The organism is Campylobacter sp. RM12642, assembly GCF_020137635.1.
Taxonomy (GTDB): Bacteria; Campylobacterota; Campylobacteria; order Campylobacterales; family Campylobacteraceae; genus Campylobacter_E.
In genome coordinates this window covers 55149-75815 of the sequence record NZ_JACGAT010000007.1, presented here as the reverse complement: position 1 = coordinate 75815, position 20667 = coordinate 55149, and the positions used below count along the sequence as shown (strand labels likewise).

The 20667-nt window shown below is 27.6% G+C and carries 17 protein-coding genes and 1 other RNA gene; 12 read left to right on the top strand and 6 right to left on the bottom strand.

Annotated features, from left to right (window positions below):
- Positions 1–13: 13 nt before the first annotated feature.
- Complete coding sequence (locus AVBRAN12642_RS04355; protein WP_336607995.1) at positions 14–2353, bottom strand: heavy metal translocating P-type ATPase; 2340 nt, start codon at positions 2351–2353, stop codon at positions 14–16.
- Positions 2354–2440: 87 nt separating this feature from the next.
- On the opposite strand from AVBRAN12642_RS04355, the gene rho reads away from it, so the two are divergent.
- From rho to ssrA, 3 genes are all read left to right on the top strand, one after another.
- Positions 2441–3760 (top strand): transcription termination factor Rho, encoded by a 1320-nt coding sequence (gene rho, locus AVBRAN12642_RS04350; protein ID WP_214118675.1) that lies wholly within the window; start codon positions 2441–2443, stop codon positions 3758–3760.
- Position 3761: 1 nt separating this feature from the next.
- On the top strand, positions 3762–5504 hold the full coding sequence (gene dnaX, locus AVBRAN12642_RS04345; protein ID WP_336607994.1) for a DNA polymerase III subunit gamma/tau: 1743 nt from the start codon (positions 3762–3764) through the stop codon (positions 5502–5504).
- 389 nt (positions 5505–5893) lie between these two features.
- Positions 5894–6245, top strand: a transfer-messenger RNA (tmRNA) gene (gene ssrA / locus AVBRAN12642_RS04340).
- A 189-nt stretch (positions 6246–6434) separates the two neighbouring features.
- Here the strand turns inward: ssrA and AVBRAN12642_RS04335 are convergent.
- The 5 genes from AVBRAN12642_RS04335 to gap are packed head-to-tail and all read right to left on the bottom strand — an operon-like array spanning position 6435 to position 10360.
- Positions 6435–6803, bottom strand: coding sequence for a DUF1353 domain-containing protein (locus tag AVBRAN12642_RS04335; protein WP_214117583.1), 369 nt, complete (start codon positions 6801–6803; stop codon positions 6435–6437).
- Position 6804: 1 nt separating this feature from the next.
- Positions 6805–7476 carry an aspartate/glutamate racemase family protein gene (locus AVBRAN12642_RS04330; RefSeq protein ID WP_336607157.1) on the bottom strand — a complete coding sequence of 224 codons (672 nt, stop codon included), beginning with the start codon at positions 7474–7476 and terminating at the stop codon, positions 6805–6807.
- Position 7477: 1 nt separating this feature from the next.
- Positions 7478–8164: a triose-phosphate isomerase gene (locus tag AVBRAN12642_RS04325; protein WP_214117581.1), complete on the bottom strand. Its 687-nt coding sequence runs from the start codon at positions 8162–8164 to the stop codon at positions 7478–7480.
- Positions 8164–9357 carry a phosphoglycerate kinase gene (locus AVBRAN12642_RS04320; protein ID WP_214150312.1) on the bottom strand — a complete coding sequence of 398 codons (1194 nt, stop codon included), beginning with the start codon at positions 9355–9357 and terminating at the stop codon, positions 8164–8166. Before AVBRAN12642_RS04320 ends, AVBRAN12642_RS04325 begins: the two co-directional genes overlap by 1 nt.
- A gap of 1 nt (position 9358) precedes the next feature.
- Positions 9359–10360: a type I glyceraldehyde-3-phosphate dehydrogenase gene (gap, locus tag AVBRAN12642_RS04315; RefSeq protein ID WP_214117579.1), complete on the bottom strand. Its 1002-nt coding sequence runs from the start codon at positions 10358–10360 to the stop codon at positions 9359–9361.
- 58 nt (positions 10361–10418) lie between these two features.
- Here gap and nadD point away from each other — a divergent pair, with 58 nt between their 5' ends.
- The 9 genes from nadD to mnmC are packed head-to-tail and all read left to right on the top strand — an operon-like array spanning position 10419 to position 20509.
- The gene (nadD, locus tag AVBRAN12642_RS04310; protein ID WP_214117578.1) at positions 10419–10955 is read left to right on the top strand and encodes a nicotinate (nicotinamide) nucleotide adenylyltransferase; all 537 of its coding nucleotides are present in this window, start codon (positions 10419–10421) and stop codon (positions 10953–10955) included.
- Complete coding sequence (gene rsfS / locus AVBRAN12642_RS04305) at positions 10955–11269, top strand: ribosome silencing factor (protein WP_214117577.1); 315 nt, start codon at positions 10955–10957, stop codon at positions 11267–11269. The genes nadD and rsfS overlap by 1 nt, the downstream gene beginning before the upstream one ends.
- A gap of 45 nt (positions 11270–11314) precedes the next feature.
- A complete protein-coding gene (pyrH, locus tag AVBRAN12642_RS04300) occupies positions 11315–12025 on the top strand; it encodes a UMP kinase (protein ID WP_250325143.1) in 711 nt (236 codons plus the stop codon).
- A gap of 14 nt (positions 12026–12039) precedes the next feature.
- The gene (locus AVBRAN12642_RS04295; RefSeq protein WP_214117576.1) at positions 12040–12252 is read left to right on the top strand and encodes a DNA-directed RNA polymerase subunit omega; all 213 of its coding nucleotides are present in this window, start codon (positions 12040–12042) and stop codon (positions 12250–12252) included.
- Positions 12253–12256: 4 nt separating this feature from the next.
- Positions 12257–14428, top strand: coding sequence for a RelA/SpoT family protein (locus AVBRAN12642_RS04290; RefSeq protein WP_214117575.1), 2172 nt, complete (start codon positions 12257–12259; stop codon positions 14426–14428).
- 9 nt (positions 14429–14437) lie between these two features.
- Positions 14438–15643 carry a tyrosine--tRNA ligase gene (gene tyrS, locus AVBRAN12642_RS04285; protein WP_214120370.1) on the top strand — a complete coding sequence of 402 codons (1206 nt, stop codon included), beginning with the start codon at positions 14438–14440 and terminating at the stop codon, positions 15641–15643.
- Between the two features lie 2 nt (positions 15644–15645).
- Positions 15646–16746 carry a nitronate monooxygenase gene (locus AVBRAN12642_RS04280; protein WP_214117573.1) on the top strand — a complete coding sequence of 367 codons (1101 nt, stop codon included), beginning with the start codon at positions 15646–15648 and terminating at the stop codon, positions 16744–16746.
- Positions 16739–18703, top strand: a complete 1965-nt coding sequence (locus AVBRAN12642_RS04275; RefSeq protein ID WP_336607993.1) for an N-acetylmuramoyl-L-alanine amidase family protein — start codon at positions 16739–16741, stop codon at positions 18701–18703. The genes AVBRAN12642_RS04280 and AVBRAN12642_RS04275 overlap by 8 nt, the downstream gene beginning before the upstream one ends.
- Before the next feature lie 9 nt (positions 18704–18712).
- Positions 18713–20509 carry a bifunctional tRNA (5-methylaminomethyl-2-thiouridine)(34)-methyltransferase MnmD/FAD-dependent 5-carboxymethylaminomethyl-2-thiouridine(34) oxidoreductase MnmC gene (gene mnmC / locus AVBRAN12642_RS04270; RefSeq protein ID WP_214117571.1) on the top strand — a complete coding sequence of 599 codons (1797 nt, stop codon included), beginning with the start codon at positions 18713–18715 and terminating at the stop codon, positions 20507–20509.
- The last annotated feature ends 158 nt before the right edge of the window (positions 20510–20667 follow it).

Sequence of the window (20667 nt, the reverse complement as noted above, 5' to 3'; positions counted from 1 at the left end):
AAGAATTTAAATCTTATTTTAAATTCTTTATTTTTTTAGCATAATTTTTAATTCTTATAGAATTAAGTATCACACAAATTGAGCTAAGCGACATAAAAATGCTAGCAATTAATGGATTTATAAGCCCCATAAAAGCTAATGGAATGCTAATTATATTGTATAAAAAGCTTAATGCTAGGTTTGTTTTTATTAGTCTATAAGTTCTTTTTGCTAATAAATGAGAGTTTTTAATGCCTATTAATTTATTATCAAGCATAATTATATCACATGAATTAAGGGCTAAATTAGTAGCGTTTTTAAAGCTAATTGATACTAATGCTAATTTTAAAGCTAGTGCGTCATTTATGCCATCACCTACCATTAAGACTTTATTATTTTTACTAAGGTTTTGAATTATTTTAAGCTTATCTTCGGGCAAGCATTCACTATATAAATCATCAATTTGTAGTTCTTTTGCTATTTTTTCACAAGGCTTTTGCTTATCCCCTGATAGCATTATTACTTTTATATTTTGCTTTTTAAAATAATTTATTAGTTCTAAAGCATCATCATTTAATTGATTAGAAAATACAAAATGCTCTAAAATCTCATCATTTTTAGCAAAAAACATTTCAGTTTCGTTTTTAGAATTTGCATTAATATTATGATTATTTAATAATTTTGCAGAGCCTAGATAGTATTTATCATTTTCAAATTCTGCAATCACTCCTAAGCCGCTTAATTGTGTGAGCTTCAAGTCTTTTAAACTAGGTTTAGTATCTTTTATATATTCATTTAACGAACTTGCTATGAAGTGATTATTTTTATCTAAAATTGCCTTTAAAATGCTTTTTTCATAATTATTTAGATTTATTTGGCTTAATAATTCTAATTTCGATTTTGTTAAAACCCCAGTTTTATCAAATACAGCTATGTCAATTTTACTAAGATTTTCAATATAATTTGAGTTTTTAAATAATACTTTAAGCTTTAAAGCTTCGTGTAAGCACAAAAGATTTCCAACAGGAGCACTAAGTGCAAGAGCACAAGGACAAGCAATAATTAATAAACTAACGCTTCTAATAATTGCTTCTTGAATATCGCTCATATTATATAAAAAGCACAAAAACGCAATGCTAAAAATCGCATAACAAAAATAAACACCAATTTTATCAGTTAGTTTTTCTAGGTTTGATTTTTTGGTTTTATTTAGTAATTTTGCAAGTTTATTAATATAGCTATCTTGAAAAGTGCAATTTGCTATGTAATCAAAACTAGCACATTCAACCACGCTAGCACTTTTTATAAAATCTCCTTGCTTAATATCAACTAATTCACTCTCGCCTGTAATAGCACTTAGATTTAATCTAGCTTGTAAGCTTTTGCAAGTGCCATCTATTAAGATTTTATCCCCTAAAAACACTCTAATTACATCATCTTTTTTTATTTTAGTAACGCTTATTTTTTCTATTTTGTCATTTTTAACAATATTTACACTAGCGTTTAATAAATCACTTAAAAAATCAATATTTTCTAAAGCTTGTTTATATGATAATTGTTCTAAAAATCTACCTATAAAAACAAAACAAATTATCATAGCTACGCTATCAAAATACACATAAGAAAGTCTTGCAAACATAGCATAAATACTATAAATATAAACCAAACTAGCCCCAAAAGTAACTAGACAATCCATATTTAAAATCTTATTTTTTAAAGCAGAAATTGCGCTCTTAAACATAGATGAAGCACTATAAAAAAGCACAGGAGTACATAAAACAAATTCAGCAAAATTAATAATATCTTGAACGCTTTGCTCCATACTAGAAAAATACCCAGCATATCTTGCGATACTAAGCCACATAATATTCATAACACAAGCAATTGCTACAATTAGTTTTGAATAAAACTCAATATGAGTTCTTTTAGCTTTCATTGTTATATTTGGATTGTAAGCTAGTGGGATATAGCCTAGAGATATTATTATATTTAATATATCTTTTGCTTTAGTTTTATTAGGATTATATTCTATACTTGCTCTTTTTGTTTGATAATTTATATTAATTTCTAATACGCCTTCATTTTTAAGCAGCATTTTTTCAATAAGCCATACACAAGCTGCACAATGTAAATTATCTATTAAAATTAAAATTTTTTCATAATTATTTTCTTTTTCTATGAAAAAAGAGTTCTCATCATAAGAAATTTGCTCATTAATTTTAGATAAATTTGAAGCATTTTTGTAAAAATCTTCTAAATTATTTTCATTTATGAGATTAAAAACATTTTTACAACCATTACAGCAAAATGCGTTATTGCCTTGAAAAATCATACTATTTTTATCAAAATCTATTTTACAATGAGAGCACTTCAAGATAATTTCCTTTAATTTTATTGACAATTTTATTTTTAATTTATAAAATAATTTTTAATACTTCGTTTTTTACAAATAAGGAAATCAATGGATAAAGATATACAAACAGAACAAAAGCAAGATAAAAAAAATCAAAAAAAGCATATTCCAGTAGATGGATATAAAATAGAAGAATTAAAACTACTAACTCTTGAAAAACTAATAGAAATCGCAAACGAAGCTGGTGTTGAAAATCCGATGGAATTTAGAAGACAAGAGCTAATGTTTGAAATATTAAAAGCTCAAACAAAAAAAGGTGGTTTTATACTCTTTACAGGTATTTTAGAGATTAACCAAGAAGGTTACGGCTTTTTAAGAGCTATGGATGCGAATTTAAGCGATAGTGCAAACGATGCTTATGTTAGTAATTCACAGATTAAAAAATTTGCTTTAAGAGTGGGTGATATCGTAACAGGTCAAGTAAGAGAGCCAAGAGAACAAGAAAAATATTATGCACTTTTGAAAATTGAAGCGATTAATTATTTACCTTTAGCAGAAGCTAAAAAAAGAGCTTTATTTGATAACTTAACTCCAATTTTTCCAACAGAAAAATTACAACTTGAATACGACCCTTTAAAGCTAACGGGTAGGGTGCTTGATTTATTCACACCTATTGGAAAAGGTCAGCGTGGATTAATAGTAGCACCACCTAGAACAGGAAAAACTGAATTAATGAAAGAATTAGCAACTGCAATTGCTAAAAATCATCCTGAAAGCCAACTAATAGTGCTTTTGATTGATGAGCGACCTGAAGAAGTAACTGATATGCAAAGATGTGTAAAAGGTGAAGTTTTTAGCTCTACATTTGATCAACCTGCATTAAATCATGTGCGTGTGGCTGAACTTGTGATTGAAAAAGCTAAGCGTTTAGTAGAAATGGGTAAAGATGTAATAATCTTACTTGATAGTATCACAAGACTTGCTCGTGCTTATAATACTGCAACTCCTAGTAGTGGTAAGGTTTTAAGTGGTGGTGTTGATGCAAATGCACTTCATAAGCCAAAAAGATTTTTTGGAGCTGCTAGAAATATTGAGCATGGTGGAAGCTTAACAATCGTTGCAACTGCTTTAATTGACACTGGTTCAAGAATGGATGATGTGATTTTTGAAGAGTTTAAAGGAACAGGAAATAGCGAAATCGTTCTTGATAGAAATATTTCAGATAGAAGAATATATCCAGCAATAAATATTACAAAAAGTGGAACGAGAAAAGAAGAATTATTACAAGGGCCAATTAATTTACCTAAGATTTGGGCAATTCGTTCAGCTATGAATTCTATGGAAGATGTAGAAGCGCTTAAATTTTTATATGCAAAAATGCTAAAAACTCAAAATAATGAAGAATTATTGTCAGGATTAAATGAATAATATGCAAAATTTATCACTTAAATATCGTCCAAAAAATTACGATGATTTAGTAGGACAAAGTGCTGTTAGTAAGAGTTTAAAATATGCACTAGATAGTAAAAACATAGCTAATGCCTATCTTTTTTCTGGTCTTCGCGGGAGTGGAAAGACTAGCTCTGCTAGGATATTAGCAAAAGCACTAAATTGTGAGCGTGGGATTAGCTCAAAACCTTGTGGAATGTGTGCTAGTTGCGTTAGTAATGATGGAATAGATATTTATGAGCTTGATGCGGCTAGTAATCGTGGTATTGATAGTATTCAAGATTTAATAGAAAATACAAAATATGCACCACTTCATTCAAGATTTAAGATTTTTATAATTGATGAAGTGCATATGCTTACTCGTGAAGCTTTTAATGCGCTTTTAAAAACACTTGAAGAACCACCTAGTCATGTTAAATTTATTTTAGCAACAACTGATGTGCATAAATTACCAGCTACTATTTTAAGTAGGGTTTTACATTTTAGATTTAAAAAAATTCCTTTACAAGATATTGTAAGTAGAATGGAATTTATATTAGCAAATGAGCAAATTCCTTATGAAAAAGAAGCTTTAACGCTTATTGCTAGAAGCGGTGGCGGGTCTTTAAGAGATAGTCTTACTTTATTAGAGCAAGGCATAATTTATTCTCAAAGAAAACTTAATAAAGAAAGCATAGCTTTAATGCTAGGTTTAATAGAGCCAAATATTATAAAGCAATTTTTTGCTGATGTTTTAAGCTCAAATGATAATGGTATTTTTAGATTTTTAGAACTTGCTAAATCTTATGAAGCAAGTGTAGTAATTGATGAGATGAGTTCTTTTTTAAAAGATAGTTTTGCTAATAAAAATCCAAATTTTTCTTTAATTTTATACGATAGATTTTTTCATATTTTAGCAAAGGCTAAAAATATGACAAAGATTAGCGATGATGATGAATTTATTTTATACATTTTAGCATTTATGCTAAAAGACGCTACAAAATTAAAAAGTATAGATGAAGATTTAAAAGTAGAAAATACAAATAAAAACGAGCAAGATTACTTAAATTTTGTAACTATGATTGCTAAAAGAGATTATAAATTAGGAGAAATATTTAAAGAATGTGCTTCTTTTGTAAGTTTTGATGGTAGTGAGTTTTGTATTAAAATCAACCCTAAAAATGAAGAAGATAAGCAGTATTTTAAACAATATTACACAAGCGTTGTAAAGAATGTATTTGCTAGTATCTTTAATGATGCAAAATTAGTTTTAATTAGCGATTTAACGAAACAAAATGTAAAAAATGAAGCAATAAAAGAAGAAAATAATTATCCTAAAATAAATAATACTAATTTTGAAAATAATTCAAGCAAGAATTTAAAACAGGAATTTCAAAATAATTACAATACTTATGAAGAAGAGATTAAATATCCTGAGTATCAAAGCGATGATTTTTTAGATTCTAATATGGCTTTTGAAGATGAAGATAATATTTATGAAATACCAGATGATATTTTAGAGCAATACGAACCTGAACTTCAAAATATTTTATTTGAATCATTAGTAAAAATTAAAATAGAAAATGATACTTTAGAATTACATGTAATGCCGCCTTATAATGAGAAAGAAAAGGCTATTTTAAGAGATAATATTAAAAATGTTTTAGCTAAATGTAGTGCATTTTTTAAAACTAAAAATGCAAAAATAATCAATGCAGAGCTAGATAAAAAAAAACTTCATTAGAAACTAAACCTAATGAGTTTAATAAAGAGCAAGATTTTAATACATCTAGGCATTTAGGTGAATTAGAATTATCTAAATTTGTAATAGAGCCAGACATACAAGAAGAAACTAGTATTAATTTAGAAATAAAAGCTAATGAATTTAATAGAGAACAAGATTTTAATATATCTAGGCATTTAGGCGAATTAGAATTATCTAAATTTGTAATAGAGCCTGAAAATATTGAAGAAAAAAATATAAATTTAGAAATAGAGCATTTAAAATTAAGTAAAGAACAATTAGAAATTAAGAAAAAATTAGATTTAATTACAAATGCTTTAGGACCTTTAAGTGAAAATAGACCTTGAAAAATAATGTTAATTTGATATAATCACAACTTTACTTTTCTTGGGGCTGACTAGGTTTCGACAGGATTAGTAAGGGATTAGCTGCATGCCGTGTTGCTACGTTAAACGCTAAATTAAAATTAAACGCAAACAAAAAAGAATTAGCTCCTGCTTACGCTTACGCTGCGTAAGTTCAGTTGAGCCCTGCGATGCTTAAAGCTTGTAATAGCATTAGCGGGTCATCATTCAAGCTAGTTTAAAGTTTTGGCTAGACTTTAAATAAAATAAAAGCCTTAGTTTTTGCTAAAGTCGTAAGCTGCACTTGGCAAAAATGAATTTAAGCAGCCTACTAAGCATGTAGACGCTGGTTTTGAGCTAGTTTTGGACTGGAGTTCAAATCTCCACAGCTCCACCATTCTTATTTTTTATCATCTTTTTTTGTTAAAATCAAACAAGTACTTTAAATAATTTAACTTTTTTTAATGTTAAAGCTTTAAAAGAATATAAATAGTTTTAGATATCAAATGATTATTGGGTTTGAATGTAAATTATAAAAATATAAAGTATTAAAATGGTTTAATAATGTTTAGTTTAACAAATATTATTACCTATAAAATCCTAAGTATTTTTTATATAAGTGATATATTTTACAAGAAAAATAAAATATTTTAATTTTGTAATTTGCCACTTGCAAAGTTCTAAGAGCTTCTTTAAAAATTTCATCAGCTAAAACAGCGTCTTGGTATTTTTTACTTTTTTTAGCTTGAAGACATAAAAAATCATGAATTACTACTGCTGATAAGTATTCTGGAGAATTTGGTGGAAAGAAACTCCAAAATATTCTAGGTATATTTGCTCCATTTGTAACAAATCCCTTTGGTATTATGATGGTTTGATTTTTGCTTTCATATTTATATTCAAAAGCTAATTCAAATTTATTTTTATCTATTGGTTTTACTACAACTCTTGTCATTTTACTCTAAAGACTGCAAAAATATATCTTTTGCATGAATATATGTTGTATCAAAGACTTTTATATTTTTAAAATCATTTTCGTTAATTAATAGTGCAATTTCAGTGCAAGCTAATAAAATTCCTTCAACATTATGTTTATTTATAATATTTATGAAAGTTTCTTTACTATTTTGTTTGATAACATTAAAGCAAAGTTCATTGAAAATAATATCATTAATAGTATTTATATCACTATTATTTGGGGTAATTACATTTATTCCTTTTAACTCTTTTTTATAAAAGTCTTCTTGCATAGTGTATTTAGTGCCTAGTAATAAAATATTTTTTATATTATTATGATTTAATTCTTTAAGGCTTGAATGGGCTATATGAATAAATCTAGCTTTTAAATCTTTTTGCAAATCATTTGCAATTTTATGCATAGTATTTGTACAAAGTGCAATTATGTTTGCTCCAGCCTTTTCTAATCTTTTTGCTTCCTTATTTAATAATTCTCCTGCTTTTTGCCATTCGTTATTGTGTTGAAGTTCTTCAATCTCATCAAAATCTACGCTTGATATTAAAATCTTTGCACGAGATAAAGAATTGTAATGAGCTTGGCTAAATTCATTTATTAATTTATAATAAGTTATTGTGCTAGCATAGCTCATCCCACCGATTAGGCCTATCATATTAACCTCTTATTGCGGCATTGATTAAGTCTATAAAACCATCTACATTAAGACTAGCTCCACCTACCAAAACCCCATCACAAAGTCTTTTAATATCAGCGATATTACTAGAATTTACACTACCACCATATAAAATACTTTGCTTAGTTTTTGAGCGTAAAAAGCTCATAATATTTTCAATATCTTCTAATTTTGCAGCACTTTTACCAATACTATAAATTGGCTCATAAGCTAATATTAGTTTATCATATTGCAAATCTATTTTATTTAGTTGTTTATTTAAAAAATCTATGCTTTTATTTTGTTCGTAAGTAGAGTAATCTTCTCCTATGCAATAAATAATTTTTAAATCATTTTCAGCGCAAAATTCAAATTTTTTTGCTAGAAATTCATCTGTTTCGCCTAAATTTCTTCTTTCACAATGTCCTAAAATAATTGTTTTAATTCCAAATTCTAGCAAATGATCTAGTCCAATTTCTCCAGTAAAAGCTCCACTATGAGTTGGATATATATTTTGGGCAGCTTGAATGAAACTAAATTCACTATCAATAAATGAAGTTGCACTTGGAGCTACAATTACTTCAAGATTAGTAAAATCACTAAATCTTAAATAAGCATTAAGTTTTTTAGCGTATTCAGCAAAACCTTTTCTAGTATGATTACATTTAAAATTTGCGGCAATTATCATTAATATTCTTCCTTTAATATAAGTGGTTTTATAGCAGGTAATTCCTTACCTTCAATTAGTTCTAAACTAGCACCACCGCCAGTAGAGATAAAACTAAAATCATCAGCATCTCCTGCACGATTAATAACATCAGCAGTGTCTCCACCACCAGCAACGCTAGTAGCATAAGAATCGCTTATATAATGGCTCATTTTAAAGCTACCTTTTGAGAATTTATCAAACTCAAATACCCCCATAGGTCCATTCCACCATATAGTTTGAGCGTCACTTAAAATTTCTTTAAATAAAATTGAGCTAGCAGGTCCAATATCAAGCCCCATCCAACCATTTGGTATTTCTTGAACGCTTACTTTTTTTACTACACTATCATTTGAAAAGCTTTGTGCAGCAAGAACATCAACAGGTAAATATAATTTAACGCCTAGTTCTTTTGCAGTTTGCATAATTTGTTTAGCATCTTCAATTAGCTCTTCTTCTACAATTGAATTTCCTATATTTAATCCGTTTGCTTTAAGGAAAGTAAAAGCCATTCCGCCACCAATTATTATCTTATCAACTTTAGGAAGTAGATTGTGTAAAGCTTGTAATTTTCCACTAACTTTACTACCACCAACAACAGCAACAAAAGGTCTAGCAGGAGATTTTAATAAATCTTGTGCGAAATTAAATTCTTTTTGCAATAAAAACCCAGCGCAAATTTCTTTTGCAAATCTAGTAATTGCTTCTACACTTGAATGTGCTCTATGACAAACTCCAAAAGCATCATTACAATACACATCACACATTGAAGCTAAACTCTTAGCCAAATCTTCATCGTTTTTTGTTTCACCTTTTATAAATCTTAAATTCTCTAGTAGTAAAATTTCACCTTTTTTTAAGTTTTTAGCTTTGTTTTGAGCGTCTTCTCCGATTATATCGTTTGCCATTATAACTTCAGTTCCAAGAAGTTTTGATAATCTTTTTGCAACTGGCTTTAAAGAATATTTATCACTTATTTCTTTTGGTCTACCCAAATGACTCGCAAGAATCACTCTAGCATCATTATCAAGGCAATATTTAATAGTTGGAATTGCAGATTTTATTCTTCTATCATCACTAATGTTTCCAAATTCATCTTGTGGGACATTAAAATCACATCTAATAAAAACACATTTATTTACTAAATCTACATCTTTTATGGAAATTAAAGGCATATTATTTCTCCTTGCTAATATATTGAGCTAATCTATTTAATTGATATGAATATCCGTATTCATTATCATACCAAGCTAGAACTTTTACAAAATCTTCATCAATTATTTGAGTTAAATCAGGGACAAATATACATCCATAAGTGCTAGTACAAAAATCACTTGAAACGCAGCAATCGTAATCAATTGCTAGAATTTCATTCATTGTTTTACTTGCTTTTATAAAAGTTTCATTTATTTCATCTTTTGTAGTTTTTTTATCTAACAATAAAGTTAAATCAAGCATTGATACATTTGCTAAGCTAGTTCTAACACTTTGACCATCAACTTTACCTAAAAGGTTAGGTATAACTTTACCTATTGATTTTGCTGCACCTGTGCTTGATGGGACTAGATTTAGTGCTGCTGCGCGACCCCTTCTAATGTCTTTAGGGCATTTTGTATCACATAGTTCTTGAGTTGCTGTATATGCGTGAATTGTATTCATTAAAGCTTTTTTAATACCGAAATTTTCATCTAAAACTTTTGCCATTGGTGCAAGGCAGTTTGTTGTGCAACTTGCATTTGAAATAATAGCTTCGCCGTTATATTTAGTGTGATTTACATCCATTACAAACATAGGTGTATTATCTTTTGGTGGTGCTGACATAATTACTTGTTTAATACCATTGTCTAAATATGCTTTAGTTTTTTCTTGTGTTAAAAATGCTCCCGTGCATTCAAAAACTAAACTAGCTCCATATTTAGCAAAATCAATATTTTCAATTTCTCTACTTCTAATTATTTGAATTCTTTTATTTCCTACTATTAAAATATCTTCTCCATCATTGTCAATTTCTTGATTGAAATTCCCATGAACACTATCGTATTTTAGAAGGTATTTAATACTTTTCATATCCCACGAGCAATTTATTGCTACTAAATTCATTTTGTTTTCATTAAGAATTATTCTACTAAGACATCTACCAATCCTACCAAATCCATTAATCGCTACATTTACTCCCATTTTTAACCCTTTATTTAAAAAATTTGAGATAATACTAATAAAAAAAGGTTAAGAGATTTTGAAAATAGCAATTTTTGGTGGTAGTTTTGACCCAGTTCATTTAGGTCATGAAAAAGTAGTAAAAGCAGCTTTAGATACATTAGATATTGATAAATTAATAATATTGCCAACATATATTAGTTTATTTAAAAATAATTTTAATGCTAGTCCAGAACTTAGATTAAAATGGCTAAAGAGCGTGTTTGTTGAAAGTGATAAATTATTAATAAGTGATTATGAAATATCTCAAAATGAGCCAGTTCCTAGTTTTAAGAGTGTTATGTATTTTAAAAATTTACTAAATTCTAGCTTAATTTATTTTATAATAGGGGCTGATCATTTAAAAACTTTACATAAATGGCATAATTTTGATGAATTATCTAAAAATGTCGTTTTTGTTATAGCTAGTAGGGATAATATTTTTATACCAGATAATTATTTAAGACTTGAAATAAATGAAGATATTTCTTCAAGTTTTATAAGAAATAATTTGATTTTGGAAAAAGTAAATCCTAAAATTAAAGATGAAGTAAAAGAATTTTATAAAGGAAAGTAATGAATAGAAATGAAGATATTATTAAGCTTTTAGATGAAAAAAAAGCAGAGAATGTTGAGTTGATTAATATTAAAGGAAGTGAATATTTTGTAGATGAAGTAATTATTGCAACTATGATTTCTACTAAACAATCTTTTGCAATAATTGAAGATATTAAAGAATTGTTAAAAAAACATAATAGTAAAGTTTATTATGAAGAATGCACTGATGATTGGAGTGTTCTTGATTTAGGAGATTGTTTAATTCATTTAATGAGCCCTGCTTATAGAGATAGATATCAGATTGAAAAATTCTTACTTGAGTTTAAGCGTTAAAAATTTTTTTGTAGTATCGCGTTTATCAATTAAGGAGAAATCATTATGGCTAAAAGAATTTTAATTAAGTTTTCAGGTGAAGCTTTGGCTGGAAAGCAAGGCTTTGGAATAGATACTCATATTTTAAAGTTTATTGCAGGACAAATTAAACAATTAGTAGATGCTGGAACTCAAGTAGGAATTGTTATCGGTGGCGGTAATATTATTCGTGGAGTTAGTGCTGCTAAAGATGGGATAATTAAGCGTGTTAGTGGCGATCATATGGGAATGTTATCTACCGTGATAAACTCAATTGCTATGCAAGAAGCGTTAGAAGGTTGTGGAATTAGTGTAAGAGTTCAGAGTGCTATTCAAATGGAAGCTTTTTGCGAAACTTATATTATGAGAAGAGCGCAAAGACATTTAGAAAAAGGTAGAGTTGTAATTTTTGCAGCAGGAACAGGTAATCCATTTTTTACTACTGATACTGCAGCAGTTTTAAGAGCTATTGAAATTAATGCTGAAATGATTATTAAAGCAACAAAAGTTAATGGTGTATATGATAAAGACCCTATGAAATTTGAAGATGCAAAAAGATATAATGAATTAAGTTACGAACTTGCTATGGGCGATGATATTAAGGTAATGGACGATACAGCAATAGCACTTGCTAAGGATAATAAATTACCAATAGTAGTTTGCAATATGTTTGAAGAAGGCAATATTTTAAAAATTATTAAAGATGATTTTAGCAATTGCTCAATCGTAAAAAATTAATTAAAAGGAATAAAATGAGAACTGAACAAGTAGCAGCAAAAGCATTAGAAAAAGTAGGAAATGATAGGTATATTCTATCTTTAATAGTAGCTAAAAGAGCTAGAGAATTAAGTGATGGTGCTGAACCTTTAGTAAAAGTTGAAAAAGGAAAAATGAAATTTACTGATATAGCAATGTTAGAAGTTGCTGAAGAAAAAATTATATTTGATGGTGTAATAAACGAATAAAAAAATGAAAAATATTCTAAGTTTTGAAACATTATTAGAAGACATTAAGCATTGTAATGATTTAAATAAAGCACGGGAATTATTGTATTCACTTTTTTCAAGCACTCCTATGCTTGAAAAAGCTTTAGATTTTTGTATAAAATCACATGAAGGACAATTTAGAAAAAGTGGAGAACCTTATTCTATTCATCCTATTTTAGTTGCGTGTTTTGTAGCTTTCTTTTCAAAAGATGAAAGTATGATTTTAGCAGCACTTTTGCACGATGTTGTAGAAGATACCGAATGCACTCAGGAAGAACTTGTAAAAATGTTCGGACATTCTGTGGGTATTTTAGTTGAAGGTATGACTAAAATAGTTGAGATTAGGGGAGATAATTTAGCTAGTTCAGAATCAAACGAAAAACTTAGAAAATCAGCAATGACTTTTAGAAATATGCTAATGGTTAGCATTGAAGATAGTAGGGTATTGCTTGTTAAATTATGTGATAGATTGCATAATATGCTAACTCTTGATGCGTTAAGAGAAGCAAAACAAAAAAGAATAGCTGAAGAAACTCTAATGGTATATGCACCAATTGCACATAGGCTAGGAATTTCTAGTATTAAAAATTACTTAGAAGATTTAAGTTTTAAATATTTAATGCCAGTAGAATTTAAAGAAATAGCAGATTATTTAAAGGCAAATAATGTGCAATTACAATTAACATTAAATGATTTTATTGAAAAAATAATTAATTTAATGCGTGATAACGGATATATTGAAGATGTAGATTTTAAAATAGAAAAAAGAATAAAACATGTATATTCTATTTTTTTAAAAATGCAAAGAAAAGGCGTTAGTATTGAAGAAGTGCTTGATTTATTGGGTATTAGAATTTTAGTAAAAGATGTTAAAGATTGTTATATAGTTTTAGGGCTTTTACATGTGCATTTTAATCCACTTGCTTCAAGATTTAAAGACTATATTGCCTTACCTAAGCAAAATGGTTACCAAACAATCCATACTACTTTATTTGACGCGCAATCAATAATAGAAGCACAAATTAGAACATATAAAATGCACGAAACTGCAGAACTTGGAATTGCAGCACATTGGAAATATAAAAATGATAAAGAAGACTATAAAGCTGATTGGGTAAATGATATAGCAACCAATAGTTCTTTAGAAGAAAAAGACAATGATTTGGCATTTTATGAATACGCAAAAGATAGTTTATATGTTGAAGATATTGCGGTTTATTCTCCAAAAGGAGAGATTTTTACATTACCTAGAGGTTCTACTGCTCTTGATTTTGCTTTTGAAGTTCATTCACAAATTGGTCTTAAAGCAAGTCACGCTTATATAAACAGAGTAAAATCTCCATTGCTTACAAGTCTTAAAAATGGGGATATTGTAAGAATTGAGATAGATGATAACGCAAAACCAAGATGTTCTTGGCTTGATAGTGTGGTTACTGCTAGAGCTAAAGCTATGATTAAATCACATTGCAAGCAAAGAATTTCAAGTATAGACCAAAAAGCTGGGTTAAGAATTTTGCAAACTATTTTTAGTGCTGATGAAGACAAAATAAATACTTGGATTGCAAATGAAAAATTATCAAAAAATGTTAAAAAATGCACTACAGATAATATTACTTTAAGTAAGGTTATAGATAGTCTTAAAAAATATTCAAAAAGAATTTGGCTAGTTAAAAATTATGATTTAAAAAAACAAAGAATAGAAAATCTTGTTGTATATTCAAACTACAAAATAAATAATGTGGATTTTGATTATTGTTGTAACCCAAAAAGAGGTGATGATATAGTTGCTTTTAAACATAATCATTCTGTTACAATTCATAATAAATTATGTGAAAGAGCAAGTAAATTAATGGAAGATTCTAAAGAAGAAATGGTGCTAATTAAATGGTCTAAGCATGCTCCTAAAAATTATAAAATGATTTTTTCTTTAGAGAATAAAAAAGGCACATTATTAGCATTATTAACAGAATTACTAAAACTACAAATCAATGTTAATAGTATTAATATTACAAAAAATGCTGATAGTTTATTGGAGTATTTTGAAATAGTTTTTGAAGTACCTGATAATCAAAATATAGAAATAGCAAAAGAAAAAATCAAAACAAAATGTAAAATCTATGAGTTTATATCATTAAAAGACGCTTATAGTGAATAAAGGATAAAGATGAATTTGAATGAAATTTATAATGATTTAGAACGCGGTGTATCAGAATTTATTGATTTAGAAAAAATTAAGAATTTGATTAAAAATTACTATGAAAAGGGCGAAGTATTTTATGTAAAAGCTGGGTTTGACCCAACTGCACCTGATTTACATTTAGGTCATAGTGTTATTTTAAACAAAATGAGATTTTTACAAAATCATGGTGCTATAGTTCAATTCCTAATAGGAGATTTCACTGCTCAAATAGGTGATCCAACAGGCAAAAGTGCTACTAGAAAACAATTAAGCAAGGAAGAAGTTTTAAAAAATGCAAAAACTTATGAAGAGCAAGTTTTTAAAATTTTAGATAAAGAAAAAACTGAATTAAAATTTAATTCAACTTGGCTTAATGCTTTAGGAGCAGTTGGTATAGTTGAACTTACATCAACTTTTAGTGTAGCTAGAATGCTTGAGCGAGATGATTTTACAAAAAGATTTAAAGAACAAAGCCCTATATCAATTAGCGAATTTTTATATCCACTTTTACAAGGTTATGATAGCGTTGCATTAAAATGTGATATTGAAATGGGTGGAACTGACCAAAAATTTAATTTATTAATGGGTAGAACATTACAAAGAACCTATAATACAGGTAAAGAACAAGGTATTATAATGTTACCGCTTTTAGTAGGTCTTGATGGTGTTAATAAAATGAGTAAGAGTTTGGGTAATTATATCGGAGTTAGTGAAGAACCAAATTCTATGTATGCAAAATTACTTAGTATAAGTGATGAATTAATGAAAGAATATTACAATCTTTTAAGCTTTAAGACAACAAAAGAAATTAATGATATTTTTGACAATATTAAAAACAATACTCTACATCCAAAGGTTGCTAAAGAAAATTTGGCTTTAGAAATAGTTGAGAGATTTTGGGGTAAAGATTTAGCAATTAATGCGAAAAATGAGTTTGATAATATTCATAGTAAAAATGAAATTCCAAGTGATATTGCGGAGTTTAATTTTAATGAAGAACAATGGATTATAAAACTAATGCAAGATACTAATTTGGCAAGTTCAGGCAGTGAAGCAAGAAGAGCTATAAAAGCTAATTCTGTAAGTGTTAATGGAGAAAAAATTAGCGATGAACAACTAAAATTAAGCAATGGTGAATTTATAATTCAAGTTGGAAAAAGAAAATTTGCAAAAGTAATAATAAAAGGATAATAATGAGCTTACCAGAATTAAAAATAAGAAATTTTACATTAAAAGTGCCGGTATTTCAAGGAGGTATGGGACTTGGAATAAGTTGGGATAAATTAGCTGGTAATGTTAGTTTAAATGGAGCTTTAGGTATTATTAGTTCGGTTGGAACTGGGTTTTATGAAAATAGAGCACATATTAACAAAGAGCTAAATGGCAAACCTTATGGAAGTGAGAATTTTTATTCTACAAAAGGACTTAATGCTGTAATTACTAATGCTAGAAAAATCTGCAATGACTCACCATTAGGCTGTAATATAATGCACGCGTCAAACGAATATGAAAGAATAGTAAAAGACGCTTGCAATGTTGGTTTTAATGCAATTATTAGTGGTGCAGGATTACCTACAAATTTGCCAGAATTTACTAAAGACTTTCCTGATGTTGCATTAATTCCTATTGTATCATCAGCAAAAGCTCTTAAAATAATTTGTAAAAGATGGACTCAAAGATACGATAGATTGCCTGATGCAGTTGTTCTTGAAGGGCCTTTAAGTGGTGGTCATCAAGGATTTACATACGAGCAATGTATAGACCCAAATTATCAATTAGAAAAATTAATTCCTGAAGTAAGAGCTGAACTTAATGAATGGGGAGATAATATTCCTTTAATTGCAGCTGGTGGAATTTGGAATAAAAATGACATTTTAAATGCTATTAGTTTAGGTGCAAATGGGGTTCAAATGGGAACAAGATTTATAGGAACTTATGAATGTGATGCTGCACTTGAATTCAAACAAGTATTATTAGATGCTAAAAAAGAAGATATAGAATTGTTAAAAAGTCCTGTTGGCTATCCTGCTCGTGGTATTAGAACAAACCTTCAAAAAATGATAGAAGAAGGCACTGCTCCTAAAATTTCTTGTATAGCAAATTGTGTTGCACCATGTGAGCGTGGTAGGGGCGCTAAAAAGGTAGGATATTGTATTGCCGAAAGACTTTATGATGCTTATAGTGGAAAAAAGGAAAGTGGATTATTTTTTACAGGTGCTAATGGATATAGATTAAATAAGTTAATTAGTGTTAAAGAGTTGATTGAAAAATTAGTTAATGGTGAAGATGAATAAAATCTTACTATTATTACTAAGCGTTGTTTTGTTTGCTAGTAGTTTAAATGAAGAATTTGTTAATTTTGATAAGAGTTTTTTATTATCTAGCAAAACAGAACAATTAGCAATTCATCAGAGATTAAAAACTATATATATTAAAAGTATAATTTCTGATGATATTGATACCAAAAAAGAAGTTTTAAAAAGAATTATTTTAAGTTCAAAAACATTAAAACTTGACTCATCTACATATCAAAAAGAATTACAAGATTTAGGTATTAATCCTAATAAGATTTCATTTAATAACACAAATAATACTGATGCAAAAAAGACTAAAGATATAGCTAAAGAGCAAAAATCAATTAATACTCAAAATACCAAAACACAAAATACTAAAACTACAACAAATACTTTAAATTCTAAAAATATAAATAGTCAAAATAAGCCAGAAACAAAACAAGAAGAAGTAAAAAAAACTTATATAACTAAAATTAATAAGGCAAATAACACAATAGAAATATCATTAAAAGGAGATTTTGATAATAATATAAAAAGTATTATCTATAATACAAAAGAATTAAAAAATAAAATATTGGAATTTAATGCTGCTTTAGATATAGGAAAGCAAAATTTTATAGATAAAAATTATGAAGTAAGTTTGGTTCAATTTAATCCGGAAAAAGTAAGATTTGTATTAAGGTCAAAATCTGATTTGAAATTAGATTATAAGATTGATAATAATGTTTTACTCATTACTATAGATGGTAATTTGCAAGAGCAAAATAAGCAAGAAAATACTACTCAAATAAAAAAATCTTTAGTTGAAGATAAAAAAGAATTAGATAATAATACTAAAGTAAATAATAATGCAAAAAACGCTACTACTAACGATAAAAACAAACAAGAAAGTAATATAAATACGAAGCTAGATAATAATGATAATACTGCAAATAATATTGCAAATGATAAAAGCAAAAAACCTATAACAATTACAAAAGCCGTTAAAAAAGATAATGGGGTTTTATTGACTTTAAACAACTCTTTATCAAATGATGATATTAAAACTTTTAGCTATAACAACAATCAAATTTTAGAATTTGACGCAGTTTTAAATGGTGGTAGGAAAAATTATGATTTTAAAACATACTCTATTAGTGTTTTACAATTTAATCCTAAAAAGGTAAGAGTGGTTTTATACTCTAAGAATACTAAAAAAATATTTTTTAATATAAATAATAATTCTTTAGAAGTAAGCACTGATGAGATTAGTGAAAAAGTTGAAGTTGGATTTAAAAAATCAAATTTATTAATTACTTTAGACGCAGGTCATGGTGGAAAAGATGTAGGTGCAACTGCTTTTGGCAGATATGAAAAAAACATTACTCTATCAATAGTTCTAAAATTAGAAAAAGCTCTAAAAAACAAAGGGTATAAAGTATTTTTAACAAGAAAAAAAGATGTTTATATAAATCTAAGAGATAGAACTAAAATGGCAAATGATAAAAAAAGTGATTTATTTATAAGTATTCACGCAAATTCTATCGGGGATAAGACAAAATTTGATAAAATATATGGAATTGAGACATATTTTCTCTCTCCAGCTAGAAGCGAAAGAAGTAAAAACGCAGCTGCAATAGAAAATAAAAGTGATATTGAAGAGATGAATTATTTTTCTAAACAAACTTTTTTGAATTTTTTAAATAGAGAAAAAATTATTTCATCTAATAAGTTAGCTATTGATATACAAGGTGGTATTTTAAATAATATACCTAAGGGATATTTAAAGCGAGATGGTGGCGTAAAAGAAGCTCCTTTTTGGGTTTTAGTTGGTGCTTTAATGCCTGCTGTTTTGATTGAGGTTGGCTATATATCACATCCTATTGAAGGTAAAAATATCGCAGATAGTGCTTATCAGGATTATTTGGTAAATGGTATTGTAAATGGAATTGAGAGTTATTTTGTTAAAAATAAATAAGGAAGTTTTATGAAAAAGGCGAATTGGATTTTAAAAAATGATGAGATTTTTTCTTTAGATTTTGATGATTTTTATTACAACATAAAAGAACCTTTAAAAGAAAGAAATGGAATTTATATAGATAATGCTTTTAGTAACGCATTTAATAAATTAACCATTTTAGAACTTGGTTTTGGATTGGGTTTAAATTTCTTTTTAAGTGCAAAAAGAGCTATTGATTTAGGCATAAAACTCCATTATGTAGCGATTGAAAATTATTACCAAAGTATTGATGACATAAGATATTTTTGTAATAAATTTGGTATAGAGTTAAATAATAATTTTATTAATGATTATCCACCTTGCAAAGATGGAATTTATAGAATAGAATTTGATGGGGTTGTTCTTGACTTGGTATTTCAAGATGTAAATATTGCTTTAAAAGATTTAGATTTTTTAGCTGATGTTGTATATGCTGATGGTTTTTCTCCTAATAAAAATAAAGAAATGTTTTCTAAAGAGACTTTAAAATATGTCAAAAAGCTATTAAAATTAACTGGTAAATTGGTTAGTTATAGTTCAAATTCTGATTTTAAAAAATCTTTAATTGAATTAGGATTTGAAATACACGATATTAATTTGGGAATAAAAAGAGAAAGCACTCTTGCTATATTAAAACATAAAGATTTGCAAGATGATATAGAAGGATATTTTCATAAAAACTATTTAGAAGTTAATAATATAGCAATTATTGGTGGTGGTATTGCAGGCGCTACAATAGCTTATGAACTATCAAAGTTAGGTAAAACTATTAGTGTATTTGAGCAAAGCCATACTTTAGCAAACGAAGGAAGCGGAAATAAAATAGGGTTATTAACAGCATTAATTCAAAATCCATCAAGTTTGTTAGGAGAATTTAGTCAGTTTTCGTTTTGGCATAGCTCAAAATTTTATAAAAAATTAGGCTATAACCTAGAAGGGATATTAGAGCACGCATATACTGATGAATTAAGAGAAAGATTTAAACTACAAAAGGATAATCCATTAATTAAATTACATTTTGATTTTGCATATTTAAAAGATGGTGGGACATTAGAACCCTGTAAATTAGTTCCTAAAATTTTTGCAAAATCCAATACTAGGATATTTTTAAATTATAAACTAAATAGTTTTAGAGAATTTTATGATAGAGTTGAGCTTGATTTTGATAATAAGACTATGATTTTTGATGCTGTAATATTTGCTAGTGGTGCATATTCTAAAGAAATCTTTAGTAATTTACCATTATCAGTAGTAAGAGGTCAGGCAACTTGGCTAAAAAATAAAATTAAATATAAGCACCCAATTAGCTCAAAAGCTTATATAACTGGAGCAAAAGATGGGATTATTTTATTAGGTGCTACTTATGATAGAAACTTAATTGCTGAAGCAAGTAGAGAGTATGATGATATTAATATAAATAATTTTAAAGAAATTTTTAAAGCTGATTTTAGTGATTTGGTAATAGGTAATAGGGTTGGTTATAGAAGTTATTCTTCAGATAGATTTCCTATTGTTGGAGCTTATTTCAATGAAGAAAAATATAAAAATCTTTATAAATCTTTACAATTTGATAAACATAAACCGCAAGTAAATTCTCCAAGAAGTAGGATTTTTATAAATACAGCTCATGGTTCAAGGGGTTTATCTAGTGCGATAACATCTGCAAGATTAATTGCTAGTTATTTTAACAACACACCTAGCGGAATGTTTAAAAGATACGAACACGCACTTCATCCTGCTAGATTTTTAATAAGAGATTTAAAAAAAGGCTTAGTTAAAGATTAGGAATTTAAATTCCTAATTTTGCTATCAAAAACTAATAACAATTCAATATTAATTTCTTTAAAAAAGCGTAATTTTTATATTTTAGTATTAAAAATATATATTGATTTAGCACAAACTTAATTATATTTTTTATTTAAAACTAGTGCGAAAAAATACCA